The organism is Sphingopyxis granuli NBRC 100800 (assembly GCF_001591045.1).
Classification (GTDB): Bacteria; Pseudomonadota; Alphaproteobacteria; order Sphingomonadales; family Sphingomonadaceae; genus Sphingopyxis; species Sphingopyxis granuli.
On sequence record NZ_BCUA01000030.1, the window covers coordinates 23,397 to 42,962 of the forward strand.

The 19,566-nt window shown below is 63.3% G+C and carries 18 protein-coding genes; 11 read left to right on the forward strand and 7 right to left on the reverse strand.

The window, feature by feature from the left end; genetic code table 11:
* Positions 1-84: 84 nt before the first annotated feature.
* The 7 genes from SGR02S_RS09105 to SGR02S_RS09135 all read right to left on the reverse strand — a co-directional run bounded on the left by SGR02S_RS09105 (position 85) and on the right by SGR02S_RS09135 (position 6,581).
* The gene (locus SGR02S_RS09105) at positions 85-942 is read right to left on the reverse strand and encodes an SMP-30/gluconolactonase/LRE family protein (RefSeq protein WP_067108269.1); all 858 of its coding nucleotides are present in this window, start codon (positions 940-942) and stop codon (positions 85-87) included.
* Entirely contained in the window at positions 915-1,730 is an 816-nt protein-coding gene (budC, locus tag SGR02S_RS09110) for a meso-2,3-butanediol dehydrogenase (protein ID WP_067108272.1), read from the reverse strand. The genes SGR02S_RS09105 and budC overlap by 28 nt, the downstream gene beginning before the upstream one ends.
* A 5-nt stretch (positions 1,731-1,735) precedes the next feature.
* Positions 1,736-2,734, reverse strand: coding sequence for a transketolase family protein (locus SGR02S_RS09115; protein ID WP_076074233.1), 999 nt, complete (start codon positions 2,732-2,734; stop codon positions 1,736-1,738).
* Complete coding sequence (locus SGR02S_RS09120; protein ID WP_199775056.1) at positions 2,731-3,585, reverse strand: transketolase; 855 nt, start codon at positions 3,583-3,585, stop codon at positions 2,731-2,733. Before SGR02S_RS09120 ends, SGR02S_RS09115 begins: the two co-directional genes overlap by 4 nt.
* 25 nt (positions 3,586-3,610) lie before the next feature.
* Positions 3,611-4,396 (reverse strand): SDR family NAD(P)-dependent oxidoreductase, encoded by a 786-nt coding sequence (locus SGR02S_RS09125; protein WP_067108275.1) that lies wholly within the window; start codon positions 4,394-4,396, stop codon positions 3,611-3,613.
* A gap of 62 nt (positions 4,397-4,458) precedes the next feature.
* A complete protein-coding gene (locus SGR02S_RS09130; RefSeq protein ID WP_067108278.1) occupies positions 4,459-5,766 on the reverse strand; it encodes a cytochrome P450 in 1,308 nt (435 codons plus the stop codon).
* A 155-nt stretch (positions 5,767-5,921) separates the two neighbouring features.
* Positions 5,922-6,581 (reverse strand): TetR family transcriptional regulator, encoded by a 660-nt coding sequence (locus SGR02S_RS09135; RefSeq protein ID WP_067108281.1) that lies wholly within the window; start codon positions 6,579-6,581, stop codon positions 5,922-5,924.
* A 175-nt stretch (positions 6,582-6,756) separates the two neighbouring features.
* Between SGR02S_RS09135 and SGR02S_RS09140 the strand changes: the two genes are divergently transcribed.
* The 11 genes from SGR02S_RS09140 to SGR02S_RS09190 are packed head-to-tail and all read left to right on the forward strand — an operon-like array spanning position 6,757 to position 19,563.
* Positions 6,757-9,171 (forward strand): TonB-dependent receptor, encoded by a 2,415-nt coding sequence (locus tag SGR02S_RS09140; protein WP_067108283.1) that lies wholly within the window; start codon positions 6,757-6,759, stop codon positions 9,169-9,171.
* Between the two features lie 47 nt (positions 9,172-9,218).
* A complete protein-coding gene (locus tag SGR02S_RS09145) occupies positions 9,219-10,346 on the forward strand; it encodes an NAD(P)-dependent alcohol dehydrogenase (protein ID WP_067108285.1) in 1,128 nt (375 codons plus the stop codon).
* The gene (locus SGR02S_RS09150; protein ID WP_067108287.1) at positions 10,339-11,772 is read left to right on the forward strand and encodes an aldehyde dehydrogenase family protein; all 1,434 of its coding nucleotides are present in this window, start codon (positions 10,339-10,341) and stop codon (positions 11,770-11,772) included. The genes SGR02S_RS09145 and SGR02S_RS09150 overlap by 8 nt, the downstream gene beginning before the upstream one ends.
* Positions 11,769-12,581 (forward strand): enoyl-CoA hydratase-related protein, encoded by an 813-nt coding sequence (locus SGR02S_RS09155; protein WP_067108289.1) that lies wholly within the window; start codon positions 11,769-11,771, stop codon positions 12,579-12,581. Before SGR02S_RS09150 ends, SGR02S_RS09155 begins: the two co-directional genes overlap by 4 nt.
* On the forward strand, positions 12,578-13,366 hold the full coding sequence (locus SGR02S_RS09160; protein ID WP_067108291.1) for an enoyl-CoA hydratase/isomerase family protein: 789 nt from the start codon (positions 12,578-12,580) through the stop codon (positions 13,364-13,366). The genes SGR02S_RS09155 and SGR02S_RS09160 overlap by 4 nt, the downstream gene beginning before the upstream one ends.
* Positions 13,363-14,178 (forward strand): VOC family protein, encoded by an 816-nt coding sequence (locus SGR02S_RS09165; RefSeq protein WP_067108293.1) that lies wholly within the window; start codon positions 13,363-13,365, stop codon positions 14,176-14,178. The genes SGR02S_RS09160 and SGR02S_RS09165 overlap by 4 nt, the downstream gene beginning before the upstream one ends.
* Before the next feature lies 1 nt (position 14,179).
* The gene (locus tag SGR02S_RS09170; protein ID WP_067108296.1) at positions 14,180-15,727 is read left to right on the forward strand and encodes an acyl-CoA synthetase; all 1,548 of its coding nucleotides are present in this window, start codon (positions 14,180-14,182) and stop codon (positions 15,725-15,727) included.
* 3 nt (positions 15,728-15,730) lie between these two features.
* On the forward strand, positions 15,731-16,831 hold the full coding sequence (locus tag SGR02S_RS09175) for a phosphotransferase family protein (RefSeq protein ID WP_255211432.1): 1,101 nt from the start codon (positions 15,731-15,733) through the stop codon (positions 16,829-16,831).
* 56 nt (positions 16,832-16,887) lie between these two features.
* Positions 16,888-18,168: an acyl-CoA dehydrogenase family protein gene (locus SGR02S_RS09180; RefSeq protein WP_156483027.1), complete on the forward strand. Its 1,281-nt coding sequence runs from the start codon at positions 16,888-16,890 to the stop codon at positions 18,166-18,168.
* On the forward strand, positions 18,168-18,461 hold the full coding sequence (locus tag SGR02S_RS09185) for a putative quinol monooxygenase (protein WP_067108298.1): 294 nt from the start codon (positions 18,168-18,170) through the stop codon (positions 18,459-18,461). Before SGR02S_RS09180 ends, SGR02S_RS09185 begins: the two co-directional genes overlap by 1 nt.
* 37 nt (positions 18,462-18,498) lie before the next feature.
* Complete coding sequence (locus tag SGR02S_RS09190; RefSeq protein WP_067108300.1) at positions 18,499-19,563, forward strand: zinc-binding dehydrogenase; 1,065 nt, start codon at positions 18,499-18,501, stop codon at positions 19,561-19,563.
* Positions 19,564-19,566 lie beyond the last annotated feature (3 nt).

The window sequence follows — 19,566 nt, forward strand, 5'->3', positions numbered from 1 at the left end:
CTTCCAGCCGATAAGAAGCCGTCACGCCCCTTGAGCTGGTTTTTCAGCCGACGGCATTTGGAGCGAGGATTCCGAGAGGCGGCATCACTTTGATCCGATAGTCAGATCGATCCATTTTATCGTTCCCGGACGCGTCGTCATTCGGGACGATGCATGAGAAGAGAATGGCGAAGAACAGCCGATAAAAAGTATGGTCTTCTTTGGGCCGCCAATGGCGACGGAATAGGCGGTGCATCCGGCCGGCAAGGAAATCCGCTGAATGGCGCCACGGTTCCGGATGCAACGGATGGCGCTTCCCGAAGAAGCTCCAGCGACCCAGAGCGCTCCTGTTTCCTCGATCGCGATCCCGTCCGGCGTCTCGCCGTCCATCGTTGCCCAGATTCGCCTCGACCGAAGGTCGCCATCGGCAGCGATGTCGAATGCCGTCAGCTTCCCCGCGACGCTTTCTGCGACAATCAGCGATCGGTCGCTGTCGATCGCCATGCCGTTCGGGAAAGCCAGGCCGTCCGCCGCCACAAAGGCGGATCCATCGGGCCGGACGGCACAGATATTGCCGGGCCTGAAGCGTTCACCCGCCCATATGTCGTACCCCATCGAGCCCACATAGGCGCGGCCCTGGGCGTCGACGATCATGTCGTTGGCATGCGCGAGGGCCAGCCCGGTCAGGTCGGCATGCAAAACGGGCCGTCCCTTGACGACGGCCAGGATTTGCTGCCGTCGCATCGACACGACGAGCAAGGTTTTGTCGGGCAGCCAGCCCAGCCCCGATGGATTGTCGTCGAGCTCCAGCTCGATTCTCATTTTTCCTTCGAGATCGACCGAACACACGCGCTTGGCTTCGATGTCGGAAAACCACAGCCGGTCATCATGCCAGCGGAGTCCCTCGGGAAGGATCAGGCCGGCCGCGAGCTCGTTCAGCTGCGCAGTATCTTCTTGTCCCATCCACGCTGCCTGTAGAGACGATCGAAATTGGGTTGTCCGGTCTGCGCCGTCACGCCGCCATCGATCGTCAGCGTCGTTCCGGTGATGTAGGAGGCGTCGCTCGATGCCAGAAAGGCTATGCCGGCCGCCATTTCGTCGGCGGTTCCGACACGGCCCATTGGAACAAGCCGCTCATAATCCTCCATGATCGCGGCATCGCGAAGGTGCGATTTCAGCATGGCGGTTCCGACACCCCCGGGACAGATGCAATTGACCCTTATGCCTTCGCCGGCGTGATCGACCGCCATGTTGCGCGTCAGGTTGACGACGCCCGCCTTGGCGACATTATAGGCGGCGAGCCCCGGGTCGGCGAACAGTCCGGAAATCGAAGCCGTGTTGACGATGCAGCCCCCTGCGGTGCGCAGATAGGGCAGGGCCGCCCGACTGCCGAAGAAGACGGCATCGAGGTCGACCGCCATCGTCCGGCGCCACTGTTCGGCAGTGATCTCGTCGACATGGCCGAAGCAGCCGATACCCGCGTTGTTGACCAGCACGTCGAGGCGGCCGAGCGATTGCGCCGCATCGTCGATAAAGCTGCTGATCGCGTCGATGTCGGAGACATCCACCGCGCGCAGGGTCCTGGCGGATTCGGCAATGCCGGTGCGCGTCACCATCTGCGCGAGCGCATCCTCGCTGAGGTCGCAGAGCGCGAGGATCGCGCCTTCGGCGGCGAAGCGACGCGCCGTCGCTTCGCCGATCCCCGATGCCGCGCCGGTGATGGCGACGACCATGCCCTCGAAACGTCGCATGGCCTTCACCGACCGATCAGGGTGCGGAGCGCCGTCGCGATGCCATCTCCGGTCAGGCCGTAATGGCGGTAGAGATGGGTCGGGGGCGCGACGAGGGCATATTCGTCCGGCAGCGCGTGCCGGGCGAAGCGCACGGCAATGCCGCCTTCGGCCAGTATTTCGGCGACCGCGCCGCCCAGCCCGCCGTGCGGATTATGTTCCTCGACGGTCAGGATCGCTCCGGTCTCCCGCGCTGCGGCGCGGATCGCATCGGCGTCGATCGGCTTGATATAGGCGGCGTCGAGGACGCGAACCGAAAGCCGGGGCGCCGTATCGGCGAGAATGTCGGCGGCGTCGAGCGCGGCCTTGACCCCGATCCCCGTCGCGATGATCGTCGCATCCCGTCCATCACGCAATGTCCTGAAGCGGCCGTGGGTGAAGTCGGGCACGTCGTCGTAGACGGGCTTTTCCGCGCCGCGACCGATGCGGATATAGACCGGGCCGTCGATATCGATCGTGCTGCGGATCAACCCGCGGATCGCGTTTCCGTCGCACGCCGAGACCACTGTCATATGTCCCATGGCGCGGGTTATGGCGATGTCCTCCACCGCATGGTGCGACGTGCCGTAAAAGCCCATCGAGATGCCCGCATGGTGCGAAAGGATGCGGACTTTCTGCCGGGTGTAGGCCAGGTCGGTCCGGACCTGCTCGGCACACAGAAGCGAGGCAAAGGAGGCGAAGGTCGAAACATAGGCGATATGACCCGACGCGGCGAGCCCCGCGGCGATCGACATCATATTCTGTTCGGCGATACCGGTATTGATGAAGCGGTCCGGAAAACGGCGCTGAAAGGAATCGAGGCCGTTCGACGACGCCAGGTCGGCCGTGAGCACGACAAGTTCGGGCCGCCTTTCCGCCAGTTCTTCGAGTTCGGCGCTCATCGTCAGCGCCGTCAGTTTCGGCATCGATGTCTGGATATTCCAGCTTGCCGGGTCGAGCGGCTTTTCGAGTTCGGCGATGGTCATGCGTCGAGCCTTTCCTGAATTTCGGCGACCGCCACCGCCTTGTCGGCGGGCCCAAGGAATCCGAGATGCCAATAGGGGGTGGTTTCCATGAACCCGACGCCCTTGCCCTTCTTGGTGCGGGCGACGATCATGTGCGGCCGGTCGCTTTGCTGGGCGCGGTCGAAGGCCGCGAGGACGGCCTGCATGTCGTGCCCGTCGATCTCGTTCGTCGACCAGCCGAAGCTCTCGAACTTCGCCGCGATCGGTTCGATGTTCATCACATCTTCAGTGTTGCCGTCGAGCCCCATGCCGTTCGCATCGACGATCCCGATCAGGTTCGACAGGCCGTAGTGCCCGGCAGCCATCGCAGCCTCCCAGACCTGACCCTCCGCCAGTTCGCCGTCGCCGATCATGACCCAGGTCAGGAAATCGCGCTGCTGCAGTCGCGCGGCCAGCGCCATGCCGACGCCGACGGACAGATTGTGACCGATCGATCCCGAGGAGAAATCGCAGCCCGGAACCTTGTTCATGTCGGGATGATCGCCGAGCGGCGAGCCGAGGCGGGTATAGGTGTCGAGCCAGTCCTCGGGAAAATAGCCCAGTTCGGCAAGGATCGGATATTGGCCGATCGCGGCATGGCCCTTGCCCAGCAGGAAGCGATCGCGATCCGGCCACCGCGGATCGGCCGGCTTGAGGCGCAGCGTGTGATAATAGAGCGCTGCGAACATTTCCGCGCAGGAAAAGACGCTCGAATAATGGCCGCTTTTGGCGATCTCGACGAGCCGGATCGTTTCCAGGCGAATCCAGTCGGCCTTTTTTTCGAGCATGCGGGGGTCCGCTGCCCGGTTACGGGGCAGGATGGCGTTGTCCATGATGAAATCCTTGGCTGGCGAAAGATCAGTCGGAGAATGCACCGGGCATCATGCCCACCGACTGGCCGCCATCGACGACGATCATCGCGCCGCTGGTGTAGGTGGCGATATCGCTGGCGAGGTAGAGCGCGGCGCCGACGATCTCGGGCGGATCGCCCGCCCGGCCGAGCGGGATCGACTTTTTCGCGTGGCGGGTAAAGGCTTCGGAACGCGACCAGGCCTTGCTCACGTCGGTGTGAAACGGACCGGGCGCGATGGCGTTGACGCGCACTGTGGGGCCATATTCCTGCGCGAAGGTGGTCGTGAAGATATTCACGCCCGATTTTGCGGCATCATAAGGTGCGGCACCGAACTCGGGGCGCAGCGAACCGGTCGACGAGATGTTGATGATGCACCCTCCGCCGCGCCCGACCATGTCCGCTCCGAACAGGCTGCAAAGTCGAAAGGGCCCTTTCATGTTGACCGATATGATCTTGTCGAACAGCTCTTCGCTCGTCTCGACCGAGGAGGGCGCGATCGGCGACATGCCGGCGTTGTTGATCAATATGTCAGCCCCGCCCCAGTCGCGCTTCACCTCTTCGAACAGGCGGTCGCAGTCTTCCCAGCGTCCGGCATGCACCTGGTGAGCCGAGGCTTTTCCTCCGCGATCCCTGATCGATCGGGCGACCTCTTCGCAGGCGTCGAGCTTGCGGCTCGCGATCGCCACCGTCGCGCCCGCCTTGGCGAATCCCTCTACCATCGCGAGGCCGAGCCCGCGACTGCCGCCCGTCACGACGACCACCTTGCCGGTGAAATCAAATGTAGCGTTCATGTTCGAAAGTCACTCCCGTCTCGCATGTCGGAAAAAGGCAATCGCCTTGCGCGGAGGGCCGGTCAGGCCGTCTGGTAGCGGATCGGCAATGATTTCAGGCCGCCCACGAAAATGGCTTTGGTATATTTGGGGGGGGCGGCGGGCTCGATCGCGTCGAGATTCGCAAGCAGTTCTTCGAGCAGGATGCGGATTTCCAGCTTTGCCAGATGCTGGCCGAGGCAGACGTGGGCACCATAGCCGAAGGCGACATGCTTGTTCGGCGACCGGCCGGGCTGGAACTGCTGCGGATTTTCGAAAATCTCCTCGTCCCGATTGCCCGAAGGATAGCAGAGCATCAGCCAGTCGCCCTTGCGGATCAGCTGTCCGCGCAATTCATAATCCTCGGTGGCGCTGCGCATGAAATGGCGGACCGGCGTCGTCCATCGCAACGCCTCGTCGATCAGCGCCGGAATGCGCGACGGATCTTCCTTGAGTTCGCGGAACAGCTCGGGCGACCGCGACAGGGCCCAGAGCGCGGTGGCCGAAGTCGACGAGGTGGTGTCGTGGCCGGCCGTCGCCACCGTGACGTAATAGCTCAGGGCCTCGATCTCGGGGACCGGCTGTCCATCGATCTGGGCATTGGCGATGATCGACAGGACATCGTCGCGCGGATTGACTTTGCGATCCTCGTGGAAGGGACGAAGGAAGGCATTGAAATCCCGGAAGACATTGTCCGATCCGAGGGAGAAGGTATCGTCGCCTTCGCGCCCCAGTTCCTCATCGGCGACCGAGAAGACCTCCTGCGTGAGACGAAGTACGCGGGAATAATGCTCGTCCGGGATGCCGAGGATGTTCATGATCACCTCGAGCGGATAATGCACGGCGATGTCGGAGACGAAATCGCATGTCCCGCCGGCGGCCCGCATGCGTTCGACGGTCTTTTTCGCGATGGCGCGAATCTCTTCTTCGCGCTTCCTGACGCTGCCCGGCTGGAACCATGCTTGGGTGAGCATCCGATACCGGCCGTGTTCGGGCGGGTCCATATAGACGATGCTACGGTGGACCTTCTCGGCGTCTTCGCCGCCTCCAGCGAGCTTTTGATACTCCTCTTCGGGCATCAGAACGGCGGACAGGTCGCCGCTGTGAAAAAGGCTGTTCTGCCGGCTGATCTCCATGATGTCCTGATATTTGGAGACGACCCAGAAGGGACGAAAACCGGGGACGTCCGCAATGGCGAGCGGATATTGCGCGCGGATCGTCGCCAGCAACTCGTGCAAGCCCGCCTCGTCCGCCCAGACAGCGGGGTCGGTCAGCCGGCTCGCCATGTCTGCCGGCAATTGCGGCGCATTGCCTTGCTCTTGGGGCTGCGTGACCAGATTTTGCGCCGACATCTCCCAACTCCTTTTCCTGTCGTGACGATTGGCGCCGCCTCGTTCCGTCATGGCGAATCTCTTTTGCGGCGCCGCCTATCCTTTACACCTTACACGTGTAAGTAACAATAGGCTATGCGAAGTTTCCGCAGATTTTAAGCGAGGTTTCCGGATTGCTATCCGGCGACGTCGGCCTGCAGCCCGGCGCGCACGAAATTCAGGACATGTTCGGTGTAGCGCTGGCGCATTTCGTCGCTCACTTCGGATGCGTGAAGGCCCAGGCGATGCACATAGGAAGCCGTGAACATATAGTCGCACGCGCCCGTGAGCGTGAAATAGCTGAATGTCGGGTCGACGTCGCGAAACTCGCCGGATTCGACGCCTTGCTGGATGATCGCGCGCTGGGCGATCAGGAGTGGTTCGACGCTGCTGGTGTAGACGTGTTTCGCGATCTCTTCGTCGGTCCCGTTGATCAGATAGGCGACCAGCTCGTTCATATAGGGATAGCGGTAATGGGTGTTGATCAGGCCGCTCAGATGCCGCTTGAGCTTTTCCCATGGCGTAATCGGCGCGTCGATCAGCGCCCGCAGGTTGCGGATGGGCAGGTTCACGATGCGGTCCAGCAGCGCGACGAGCATGCCGTTCTTGCTTTTGAAATAATAGCGCACGAGTCCCGTATTGAGGCCGGAGCGTTCGGAGATGTCGGCGATCGCCACATCGAGCCCGCGGCGTTCGATCATCAGCGAATGCAGCGCGTCGAGCAGGGCTTCGGGCGAGCTTTGCGCCCCTTTCGCGCGCGTGGCGCGCGTCGTTTTCTTCATTGCCAGATCGGCCATCCCGTCAAAATCCCCATGCTTTGCCCGTGCAAGTGAGCTTGCTCCATCCTGTCTGGCATTTTGCCTAACTCGACTCAAGTTGTCTTGACAATCATGTTTACATACACAAGTAAGTTATTAATGTCGAACCCGAGTCGGGATATCGATGCGATAAGGCAAATGGGAGGGTTGGGTGATGAGCACGCGTTTTTCGGGATGGTCCAGGGCCGCCGCCGTATCGTTGGTCGCCGTCGCGGCGATGTCAGCCGGGGATGCCGCCCACGCGCAGGACGCGGCGGCGCAGAAGGAGAGCGCGTCGGGCGGTGCGCCGGGCGTCGGCGAAATCATCGTGACGGCGCAGCGCCGCGAGGAGTCGGTCAACAAGGTCCCCATCTCGATCACGGCGCTGTCGGGTGATCAGTTGCGCGACATGAATATCCGCGACGTCGCGGACCTGACGCGCGTGGTCCCCGGTTTCACCGAGGCCAAGTCGGCGGGCGGCACGCCGATCTATACGATCCGCGGTATCGGCTTCAACACCGACTCGATGTCGGCGACGTCGCCGGTCGGCATCTATGTCGACGAGGTCGCCTACGCCTATCCCTACATGAGTACCAATATCCTCTTCGACATGGAGCGGGTCGAGGTTCTGAAGGGGCCGCAGGGGACGCTCTATGGCCGCAACACGACGGGCGGGCTCGTCAATTTCGTGCCGGCGAAGCCGAGCGACACGTTCGAAGCGGGCGTGGCGGTCGAGGCGGGCAATTTCCTGGCCTATGACGCGACCGCCTATGTCACCGGGCCGCTTGCCGAGGGGCTGAGCGCGCGCTTGGCGCTTCGCGTCAATGGCCGGGCCGATGAATGGCAGCGCAGCGTCACCCGCGACGATGAACTCGGCAAGGCCGCGCAGCAGGCGGGACGAGCGATTCTGGCGTGGGACGGGGGTGGCGTGAAGCTCACGCTGACCGGCAGCTTCTGGCGCGACCGATCGGATACGCAGGCCCCGCAGGCGATCGCCTATGACCCGCAGCAGCCCGCGTTCGGCAACCCGCTGGGGTCGGCGTCCGTGATCACGGGCAAGTCGAACCGCGATGCCGACTGGACGCCGCTCGACTATCCCGGCCCGTTTGCCAACGGATATGAGCGTCCGCCTTACCGCGTCAGCGCGAACTTCCAGGCCCTGTCGGGCCGCGCCGAATTCGATCTCGACGACAATCACCAGTTCATCTCTTTGACCGGCTTCAACCATGTCGATCGCGAGCAGATGACCGACAAGGGCGGCACCCAGCTCGAAACGGCCGGCCGCTATGCCATCGGCAAGATCAATTCCTTCTCGCAGGAGTTCCGGATAACCGGACAGGATGGCCCCGCGACCTGGCTCGTCGGCGCCTATTATGGCGTGGACAAAGTCCAGGACGAGCTTGTCGGGTTCGACACCGACATGTCGATCATCGGCTTGCTGCGCTCCGTGGCCGCCAGCGTGCCCAGCAGCTATACGCCCGACGAGATCGCGGACGGTTTCCGTGCCTATCGGGCGCTCATCGCGATCCGCGACAAGACCTTCGGCGTCTTCGGCAATGTCGATCTGGAACTGAGCGACCAGTTCAAGCTGATCGTCGGCGCGCGCTACACGAAGGAAAAGCAGCGGTTCGAAGGATGCTCGGCCGATTTCATGGGCAATACGGCTCCCATCTGGAACACCGCGCTTGCAGCGATCACGGGGACCAATGTCAATCTGCAGCCGGACCAATGCCTGACCTACAAGGATGATTTCAGCGGATCGTCGGGACTGGTCACCATTCCGCTGAACGAGGATAATTTCTCCTTCAAGGGCACGCTCAACTGGACGCCGCAGCCGGGCACCCTGTTCTACGCGTCTTTCTCGCGCGGCTACAAGGCGGGGGCGTTCCCGTTCAGCTCCGCCAATGTCGAGCAGCAACTGCTTCCCGCGAAGCAGGAAGAGGTGCTCGCCTATGAAGTCGGCACCAAGCTTTCGCTCGCCGATCGCAAGCTGCAGCTCAACATGGCCGGCTATTATTACGACTATCGCGACAAGCAGCTTTCGGCGCGTGTCTTCGACCCGGTGTTCGGGACCTTGCAGCGGCTGGTCAATATCCCGAAATCGGTCGTCTATGGCTTCGAAGCCGATCTGACCGGGCGGGTGGCCGAAGGACTGACCTTCCGCCTCTCTGGCAATTATCTGCATACCGAGGTCAAGGATTTCACGGCCTTCACGCTGGCCGGAACACCCGCCAATTTCGACGGCGAAGCCTTCCAGCTCTCGCCCAAATGGATGGGTACGGCCTCGGTCGACTATGAGACGCCCGTATCCGATGCGCTGGGCGCGGGCTTCTCGGTCGGCGTGAACTATCAGTCGGGTTCGAAGGGGCAACTCGAATCGAATCCGTTGCTCGCGATCAACGCGCGCGCGCTGGTCGATGCGTCGATTTTCCTCTTCGGCAACGACAGCGACTGGAAGTTATCGCTGTGGGGCAAGAATCTGCTCGACAAATATTATTGGACCAACACCGACAGCGAACAGGACAGCTATATCCGCTTCACCGGAATGCCGCGCACCTTCGGCATTTCCTTCTCGACAAAATTCCGGTGACCGGCCCAGATCGAGGCAGGTGCCGCAATCATGAAGAGGTATGACCGATGAAGTGCAAGGCTGCGATCGCGCGTGAGGATGTTGCCGAATTCGGCTGGAGCGAGGTCGAACTGGACGAACCGCGCGCCGACGAGATCCTCGTCCGCATTGCGGGCGTCGGCCTGTGCCACACCGACCTCATCGCCCGCGACCAGTTCATCCCGATCGGATCGCCCGCCGTACTGGGGCACGAGGGCGCGGGCGAAGTGGTCAAGGTCGGGTCCGCCGTGACGAAAGTGGGGCCCGGCGACCGCGTCGCCCTCAGCTTCCGTTCGTGCGGGGCGTGCCGCAGTTGCGCCGATCACATGCCCAGCTATTGCCAGCATTTCGGCGGTCTCAACATGAGCGGCGCGCGTCCCGACGGCAGCAAGGCGGTGCGGCTCGACGGTCAGCCGATCTCGTCCAACTTCTTCGGCCAATCCTCCTTCGCCGAATATGCGCTCGCTTATGAAAGCAATGTCGTGCGTATCGACGACGACGAGGTTCCGCTCGAACTGCTGGGGCCGCTCGGCTGCGGTATCCAGACCGGGGCGGGGGGCGTGATGCGTTCGCTTGCCTGCCCCGCGGGCTCGTCGCTGCTCGTCGTCGGCGGGGGATCGGTGGGGCTGGCGGCGGTGATGGGTGGCGCGGTGCAGCGGTGCGGCACGATCATCGTGGTCGAGCCGCATGCCGCGCGCCGCGATCTCGCGCTCGAACTCGGCGCGACGCATGCGATCGATCCGATCGGCAACGACGTGGCGGCCGCGGTGCGGGATATCCTTCCCGATGGGGTCGAATATGCCTTCGACACCACCGGCCGGCCGGACTCGTTCGCCGCCGTGCTGGCATCGCTCGCCGTGCGCGGTCATTTCGGCATGGTCTCGGCGCAGGCGGCCGACACGACGATCACACTGGACGTCAACAGCTTCATCCTGGCGGGCCATCATGTCCAGGGCATCATCGAAGGCGACAGCGATCCCGACGTCTTCATTCCCGAATTGATCGCGCACTACAAGGCCGGGCGCTTTCCATACGACCGGCTGGTGACGACCTATCCGCTGGCGGACATCAACCGCGCGATCGAAGACCAGCATGCGGGGCGCTGCATCAAGGCGGTCCTCATTCCCGATCACGGCAAGGGGGAAGCCAATGACTGAACCGGGCGCTTTCGCCATGACCATCGGCGGCCGTCCGGTTGCCGGCACCGCATGGTTCGATGTCCTCAATCCCGCGACCGAGGAGGTCGTCGGCCGCGCACCCGATTGCAGCCGCGCTCAACTCGACGAAGCGGTCGAGGCGGCGCGGGGGGCATTTCCGGCTTGGCGGGCGACGCCGCTTGCCGAACGGCAGCGGCTGGTGGCGAGGATCGGCGAGGTGATCCGCGAGCTGGCGGGCGACCTGAAATACCTCCTCACGGCCGAACAGGGCAAGCCGCACGCGGCCGCGGAGGCCGATCTGCTCGACGGCGCGCGTTGGTGCGAAGCGGTGTCGACGCTGTCGCCGCCGGTGATCGTCAACGAGGATGACGCGGAACGACGGTCCGAAACGCATTTCGTGCCGATCGGCGTAGTCGGCGGAATCGCGCCGTGGAACTTCCCGATCGCGCTGGCGATGTGGAAGGTCGCACCGGCACTGGTCGCCGGGAACACGATGGTGCTGAAACCGTCGCCCTTCACGCCGCTGACGACGCTTCGCATCGGTGAGGCGTTGCAGGCGGTACTGCCGCCGGGCGTGCTCAACATCGTGACGGGGCAGGACGAACTGGGCCCGTGGATGACCGCGCATCCGGGTATCGACAAGATCAGCTTTACGGGCTCGACCCAGACAGGCCGCAAGGTGATAGCGTCGGCGGCCGCCACGCTGAAACGTGTGACGCTTGAGCTTGGCGGCAACGATGCCGCGATCGTCCTGCCCGATGTCGATGTCCGTGACACTGCCGAGAAGCTGTTCTGGGCGGCCTTCTTCAACGCCGGGCAAATCTGCATCGCGACCAAGCGCGTCTATATCCATGCGGATATCTATGACGAACTGCTCGACGCCTTGACCGCCTATGCCGCGACGGTGAAGGTCGGGAACGGCGCGCATCAGGGCGTCGACCTCGGGCCGATCCAGAACCGGCTGCAATATCGGCGGGTCGTCGATCTGATAGAAGACGCCCGGCAGCAAGGCTATGCGCTGCGCACGGCGGGCGAAGTGCCGGACGGGCCCGGCTATTTCGTTCCGATCACCTTCGTCGATAATCCGCCGGATGACGCCCGGATCGTCGCGGAAGAGCAGTTCGGTCCCGTTCTGCCGCTGATGAAATTCGACTCGGTCGACGAAGCCGTCGCGCGTGCCAATGCGTCGGACTATGGTCTGGCGGGATCGGTCTGGTCGAAGGACGAGCAAGCCGCGCTCGCTATTGCAGGGCGGCTAGAGACCGGGACGGTGTGGATCAACGAGGCGCTCCATGTGACGCCTTTCGCTTCCTTCGGCGGACATAAGCAGTCGGGCATGGGGGTCGAAAATGGCATCGACGGCATGCTCGAATATACCAATCCGCAGACGATCGTCCTGCGCAAGGCCGGCGGGGGCGAAGCGTGAACGACGATATCCGTTATGAGGTGAAGGGCAGGGTGGCGATTGTCCGCCTGAACCGGCCCGACAAGCTGAATGCCTTCACCTACGACATGCTGGCGGCCTTTCGGGATCGGATCGACGAGGCGGTACGGGACAGCGCGGTTACCGCGATCGTCGTCACCGGAACGGGGCGTGCCTTCTGCGCCGGAATCGACGTGAGCCTTCTCGAACAGAGCGTGACCGAGGGGCGCGAGAGCGAGGGCCGCGACCATATCCGCGATGGCGACCTTCCGGCGCTGTTCAGTTTCCTGCTGCGCGTTCCCAAGCCGGTAATCGCAGCGGTCAACGGAGTGGCAGCCGGTGGTGGTTTCGTGCTCGCCATGATGTGCGACATGCGCGTCGTCGCCGACGATGCCTATCTGGCGACGATCTTTTCGCGGCGCGGCCTGATCGCCGAACATGCGATGAGCTGGATATTGCCTCGCCAGATCGGCACCAGCCGCGCGCTCGACCTGCTGTGGAGTTCGCGCAAGGTGGGCGCTCGCGAAGCGCTGGCGATCGGGCTCGCCGATCGTATCTCCAACCCCGAAGCGCTGCTCGACGATGTTGCGGCTTATGTGGAGGAACTCGCCGCCAGCGTATCTCCGCGCGCGATGGCGGTCATCAAGCGGCAGGTCTATGCCCATTGGTCGGCCGCCCTGCGCGAGGCCTCGATCGAGTGCGAATGGCAGATGAACGAAGCACTCGCCCATTCCGACGCCGAAGAGGGCGCGCGCAGTTTCGTCGAACGCCGCGAGCCGCGTTTCGGGTCGCTGGAGGTGCGGTTGCCATGAGCGATTATCGCACGATCCTCTTCGATCGCCGGGATGCGGTCGCGCAGATACAATTCAATCGGCCCCATGCCCGCAACAGCCTGACCGACGAAACCTCCGCCGAATTCGCCGACGCGGTTGAGCGGACATCTCGGGACGCTTCGATCCGGGTTTTGCTGATCCGCGGCAACGGCAAGGATTTCTGTCCGGGTGCCGATGTGAAGGCTTATCATGGCGATCCCGATGTTCAGGCGGGGCATGATGATGCCAGGCCCGAAGATTTCCGATCGAGCATTCTGCTCCATGAAATGCCCGCCGTCACGGTCGCCGCGATCCGGGGCGGATGCGCCGGGGCGGGGTTCGGATATGCGTGTGCGTGCGATATTCGCGTCGCCGACCGCAGCGCTCGTTTCAACACGGCGTTCCTCGATGTCGGGGTTGCGGGCGACATGGGCGTTCCCTGGTCGCTTCCCCGACTGATCGGCGCGGCGCGCGCGCGCGATCTGTCCTTTCTGCCGCGCAAGTTCGACGCCGCAGAGGCCCATGCGATCGGACTGCTGGCCAGGCTCTTCCCCGACGAAGTTTTCGAGGCCGAAGTCGAAGCTCTCCTTGCACGGCTCTGCGGAATGGCGCCGCTGGCGCTCCGGGGATTGAAGGCCAATTATCTCGCCGCCGAGAGAATGGATTTCGCGGATTATGTCGCGCTGGAGACGGAGCGCCATCTGGAACTGTTCGACAGCGAAGACAGGGCGGAGGCTTTCGCCGCCTTTGCCGAGAAGCGCCCCGGCAGGTTTCAGGGACGATGACGCCGGTCGCCGACAATGGCCGCGCGGACTATCGGCTGCGACAGGTCGCCTTCGCGTCGACCGATCTCGAGCCGGTGGCGGACGATTTCGAAGCCGTGTTTGGACTGAAAATCGCCTTCCGGGACCCCGAGATCATTCACTATGGCCTCAAGAATATCGTGATGCCGGCGGGCTCCGATTTCATCGAGGTGGTCCAGCCCGTTCAGTCGAACACCTCGGCCGGCCGCTATCTGGCGAAACGCGGTGAAGATGGCGGCTATATGGTCATCGTGCAGGCGGCCGACGCGCTGGCGCATCGCGCGCGTCTTCAGGCGGCGGGGGTCGAGATCGTCGATGTCATGGATGTCGAGGACCACCAATGTTCGCATATCCATCCGCGCGAGTTCGGGGGCATATTGGCGTCGATCGATTCCACGCCGATCGCTCCGGACTGGCGCGATGCCGATAGCCACTGGTATCCGGCGGGCGGCGCGAACTGGCCTGCGGCGCGCACCGCGGACGTTCAGGGTATCGCTGCCGTCGCGATCCAGTCGGCCGATCCCGTCGACACGGCGGGCCGCTGGTCGCATGTCCTCGCGGCGCCGCTCCGTGACGAGCCGCCGCGGATCGAGTTGCTGCGCGGTGCCGAGATTCGTTTCGTGACCCCGACCGACCGGCATGGACGGGGTATCGCCTATACCGCCCTTGCGATGCGCGAGCCGGGCCTCGCGATCGAGCGTGCCCGAAGTCGCGGGCTGCCGGTCGAGGATGGGGCCGTCTTGATTTGCGGCGCGCGTTTTCTGCCTGTGCCGATGACCGGGGAGTTGGGCTGACATGCATCCGTTCGTTCATGCCCGCGCGACGCCCGACAAGCCCGCCTATATCATGGCCGGTTCGGGCGAGGCGGTGAGCTATGCCGAACTGGAAGCGGCAGCCAACCGTGCAGCGCATCTTTTCCGCCGCCACGGCCTTCGCCGCGGCGACAATGTCGCGCTGCTGATGGAAAACGGCGTGCACTATTATCCCATCTTCTGGGCGGCGCAGCGTGCGGGTCTCTATCTTACCGGGATTTCGACCAGGCTGACGGCGGGCGAGGCCGAATATATCGTTCGCAATGCCGGGGCAAAGCTTCTGGTCACGTCCGCGGCGCTGAAGACGGTCGCGCTTCCGCTGGCCGATCGGCTGGCGGACATCGCGCTCTATATGGCCGGCGGGATCGAGTCGCCCTTTCGGTCGTGGGAAGATGCCGTCGCGGCGATGCCTTCGGAGCCGGTGGCCGACGAATCGCCGGGCGCGCTGATGCTCTATTCGTCGGGAACGACGGGACAGCCGAAGGGCGTCAAGCATCCCTTGCCGACCGGCCCGATCGACGAGCCCAATTACCTCGTCGAATTGATGCTCACGCTCTACGGCGGTTCGCGCGACATGGTCTATCTGTCGCCGGCCCCGCTCTATCATGCCGCGCCGCTGTCCTGGTCGACGATCGTCCATCGTCTGGGCGGCACGGTGATCCTGATGGAGCGTTTCGACGAGGAGCGGGCGCTCGAATTGATCGACCGCTATCGCGTGACGCATTCGCAATGGGTACCGACCCATTTCTCGCGGATGCTGAAGCTGCCGGAAGCTGTTCGGGCGCGATACGACATGTCGTCGATGGTCACGGCCATTCACGCCGCGGCGCCCTGCCCGGTTCCGGTCAAGGAAGCGATGATCGCGTGGTGGGGGCCGATCATCCACGAATATTATGGCGGCACCGAATCCTGTGGAACGACCCATTTGTCGACCGAGGAATGGCTTGTGAAGAAAGGCTCGGTCGGCCGCGCGCGGCTCTGCGAGGTCCATATCTGCAACGATGAAGGCGAACCACTGCCAGTGGGCAAAGAAGGACTTGTCTACTTCGCGGGCGGCAATGATTTCGAATATCATCTCGATCCGGAGAAAACGGCGGCAAGCCGCAACAGGCTGGGCTGGAAGACGCTCGGCGACATCGGGCGGCTCGATGAAGACGGCTATCTTTTCCTGACCGACCGAAAAAGCTTCACCATCATTTCGGGGGGCGTGAACATCTATCCGCAGGAGATCGAGAATCTGCTCGTCACGCACCCGAAGGTGGCGGATGCAGCGGTGATCGGCGCACCCGACGAGGATATGGGGGAGCGCGTGGTCGCGGTAGTGCAGCCGCTCGACCCCGCCGACAGCGGCGAAGCGCTCGCTGAGGAACTGAAGCTGTTTTGCCGCGCGAGCCTCAGTGGACTCAAGGTGCCGCGGCAAATCGATTTTCGGGACGAACTGCCGCGCCAGCCTACCGGAAAACTCTACAAGCGCCTGCTTCGCGACGAATATCGGCAACGCGCCGACCAGGCGACGACGGCAGGGACGTAGCAGATGATGTCGGACTCTTTTCTCAGCCATGCCGGAGCCGATCGGGACGCGAGCCGTCTGGTGGATCTTGCGCGTCTGGAACAATGGCTCGACGATGCCGGCGTCGGATCGGGGCCGCTGGAAAATGTCGTGCCTCTGGCGGGGGGAACCCAGAATATCCTGCTGGCGTTCGATCGCGAGGGCGAGCGTTATGTTCTTCGCCGACCGCCGTTGTTTCCCCAATATGACGGAAATGCCACGATCCGGCGCGAGGCGCGCTTTCTGACCGCGTTGCGCGGCAGCGATGTTCCGCACCCGCCGATCGTCGCCGATTGCCCCGATCACGACGTGCTGGGCGCATCCTTTTTCGTGATGAAGCGGATCGACGGCTTCAACGCGCATGACCGTCTGCCGCCCCTTCATGCCGAAAGCGCGCGCATCCAGCGCGCGATGGGCTTCGCGCTCGTCGACGGCATCGTGGCGCTCGGCCGTATCGATCCCTTTGCGGTGGGCCTCGGCGATATCGGTCGGATCGACGGCTATCTCGATCGCCAGGTGCCGCGCTGGCTGAAGCAACTCGACGACTATCGGCAGTATGAAGGATGGCCGGGTGCGAGCGGTCTGCCGGGCGTCCAGACGGTCGCCGACTGGCTCTCGGCCCACAAGCCCCAGGGTTTTACGCCTGGCATCGTGCATGGCGACTATCATCTCTCCAACGTCATGTTTCGCCCCGATGGCCCCGAACTGGCGGCCATCGTCGATTGGGAACTCGCGAGCATCGGGGATCCGCTGGTCGATCTCGGCTGGGTGGTGGCGACCTGGCCCGGTGCCGAAGGCCCGGTTTCGGGCACGGTCGGCGCGCATCCGTGGATCGGTTTTCCAACGGCCCAGGAACTGGTCGAGCATTATGGACGCAACAGTTCACGCGATCTGTCGCACATCCGCTGGTACGCGGTGCTCGGATGTTTCCGGCTCGGAATATTGGTCGAGGGAACGCATGCGCGGTCGTTTGCGGGCAAAGCCGATCCTGCGATCGGCGATCGCCTTCATGCGCAGGCGGTTTTCCTTTTCGATCGCGCATCGAAACTAATCGCGGGTAACCCTCCGCTTTCCACTATCGATTGAGCACAGGCCGCCAAAAGGCGCAACTTGTGATATATTTACTTACTTATATATGTAACATGGAGGCAGATTTGGGCTGGGACTTTGAAACCGATCCTGATTTTCAGGCGGAACTCGACTGGATGGCGGCGTTCGTGCGCGAAAAGGTGGAGCCGCTCGACCATGTGCTCGACAATCCCTATGATGTGACCAACCCGCGAAACATCAGGTTGGTCCGTCCGCTGCAACAGCAGGTGAGGGATCGTGGACTGTGGGCCTGCCACCTGGGGCCCGAACTCGGCGGCAAGGGTTTCGGGCAGGTCAAGCTCGCGCTGATGAACGAGATATTGGGCCGGTCGAAATTCGGATCGGTAGTCTTCGGATGCCAGGCTCCGGACACCGGCAACGCGGAAATCCTCGCGCATTACGGCACACCCGAGCAGAAGGACCGCTTCCTGAAACCGCTCCTCGAGAATGAGATCGTCTCCTGCTTCTCGATCACCGAGCCGCAAGGGGGCGCCGATCCGACGCTGTTCACGACGAAAGCGGTCGAAACGGACGGTGAATGGGTAATCGACGGCGAAAAATGGTTCGCCTCGAACGCAAGCTGCGCCGCCTTCTTCATCGTCATGGCGGTCACCGATCCCGACGCGCCGCGCCACGAGCGGATGTCGATGTTCATCATCCCCGCGGGAACGCCCGGCCTGGAGATCGTCCGCGACGTCGGCCACGTCGGCGAGAAGGTTCCGATGCATGCCTATCTGCGTTTCAATGGCGTCAGGGTTCCGGCCGGGAACATGCTCGGGAAGCGCGGACAGGCGTTTGCGGTCGCGCAGACGCGGCTGGGCGGAGGTCGGATCCATCATGCGATGCGGACGCTCGGCGAGGCGCGCAAGGCGTTCGAAATGATGTGCGAACGTGTCGTGTCGCGGCAGACGCGCGACGGTCTGCTCGCCGAAAAGCAGACCGTGCAGGAGAAGATCGCCGATAGCTGGACCGAACTCGAGCAGTTCCGCCTGCTCGTCCTGCGCACCGCGTGGCTGATCGACAAATATCAGGACTATCGGATGGTGCGGAAGGATATCGCCGCCGTGAAAGCGGCAATGCCGCGCGTGCTGCACGACGTTGCGAGCCGGGCGCTGCATTTGCATGGCTCGCTCGGCGTGAGCCATGAAATGCCGTTCATGGACCAGATCGCCATGTCCTATGTCCTCGGGCTCGCCGACGGACCGACGGAAGTGCACAAGGTCACGGTCGCGCGGCAGATTCTGCGCGACGTCGTGCCGTCGACGGACCTGTTTCCCGCCTATCACATCCCGCGGCTGGAAGCGGAGGCGCGTGCGCTGGTGGGGGAGGTCTGATGGCGCAGGTCGCGACGATCGTCACGCTCGATATCCTGCCCGACAAGGACGCGGAGTTCCGATCGATTATCGAAGCGATGATTGCGGACGTCCGGGCGAACGAGCCCGACACCTTGCTCTATTGCCTGACGCGCGACGCCGAGGGCGGCCGCTACCGCATGCTCGAAATCTATGCGTCCGCGGATGCCGCCGTGGCGCATGGCAAGCGCGAGACGATCCGCGCGCGAGCGCGGCTCATTGGCCCATGCCTTGCCACGCCCGTCACGATCGAGAAACTGGAAGGCATATTATGATCGCAAATTATCACTATGCCGCGGCGGGGAAAGGCTGATGCGCGCGGTTGTCCTCCGAAACGGCGAACTCATCGTCGCCGAGCAACCCGAACCGGCTCCGGGTGAAGGTCAGGTGCTCGTGCGGACCCGCACCTGCGGGATCTGCGGCACCGATCTGCACGCACGCCATCATCTGGCCAATTTCCTGGATGGGATGACGCGCTCGGGCTCTCACCTGCCGACCGATCCCAGGGCGGATGTCGTGTTCGGGCATGAGTTTTGCGGGGAGATACTGGATCATGGTCCGAACACGGACCAGCGGCTCGCGCCGGGGACGCTGGTGGTCGGCCTGCCCTATATAACCGGACCTGCCGGCGCGGAATATGTCGGCTATTCCAACCGCTTCCCCGGCGGGTTTGCAGAGCGGATGGTATTGACGGAACGTCTGCTGTTTCCCGTCGGCAACGGATTGTCGGCCGATCACGCCGCGCTGACCGAACCCTTCGCGATCGGCGAGCATGCCGTGGCGCGTGCGCGCGTCCCCGAAGATGCCCGTATCATGGTCGTCGGCTGCGGTCCCATCGGTCTTGCCGTGATCGCGGCGCTCAAGGCTCGCGGGCTGGGCCCGGTGATCGCCATCGACTTTTCACCGGCGCGGCGCCGCTTCGCGGAGGCGATGGGGGCGGACATCGTTGTCGATGCTGCTGACGAGACGCAGGCGTCCGTCTGGGCGCGGATCGGCAACAGGAAGCAGCGCGCGGTTGCGTTCGAATGTGTCGGCAGGCCGGGCGTCGTACAGCATATCATCGAAGAGTTGCCGCGTAACGGATTTGTCGTCGTCGTCGGCAACGTCCTGGAACCGAGCTCGATCGATCAGGTGATCGCCTTCAACAAGGAAATCGATATCTGCTTTGCGCAGAATTACACCTCGGGCGAATTCCGCTCCACGCTCGACAATATCGCCGAGGGTCGGATCGACGTGACACCCGTCCTGACCGGAATCGTGCCGCCCGAAGGGGTCGCAGCTGGTTTCGATGCGCTCGCGGATCCCGAGAAACATGCCAAGATCATCGTGAGCTTTGACGTGCCGGCGCCTGACATTTCGGGTCACATATCCGCTTGAGCG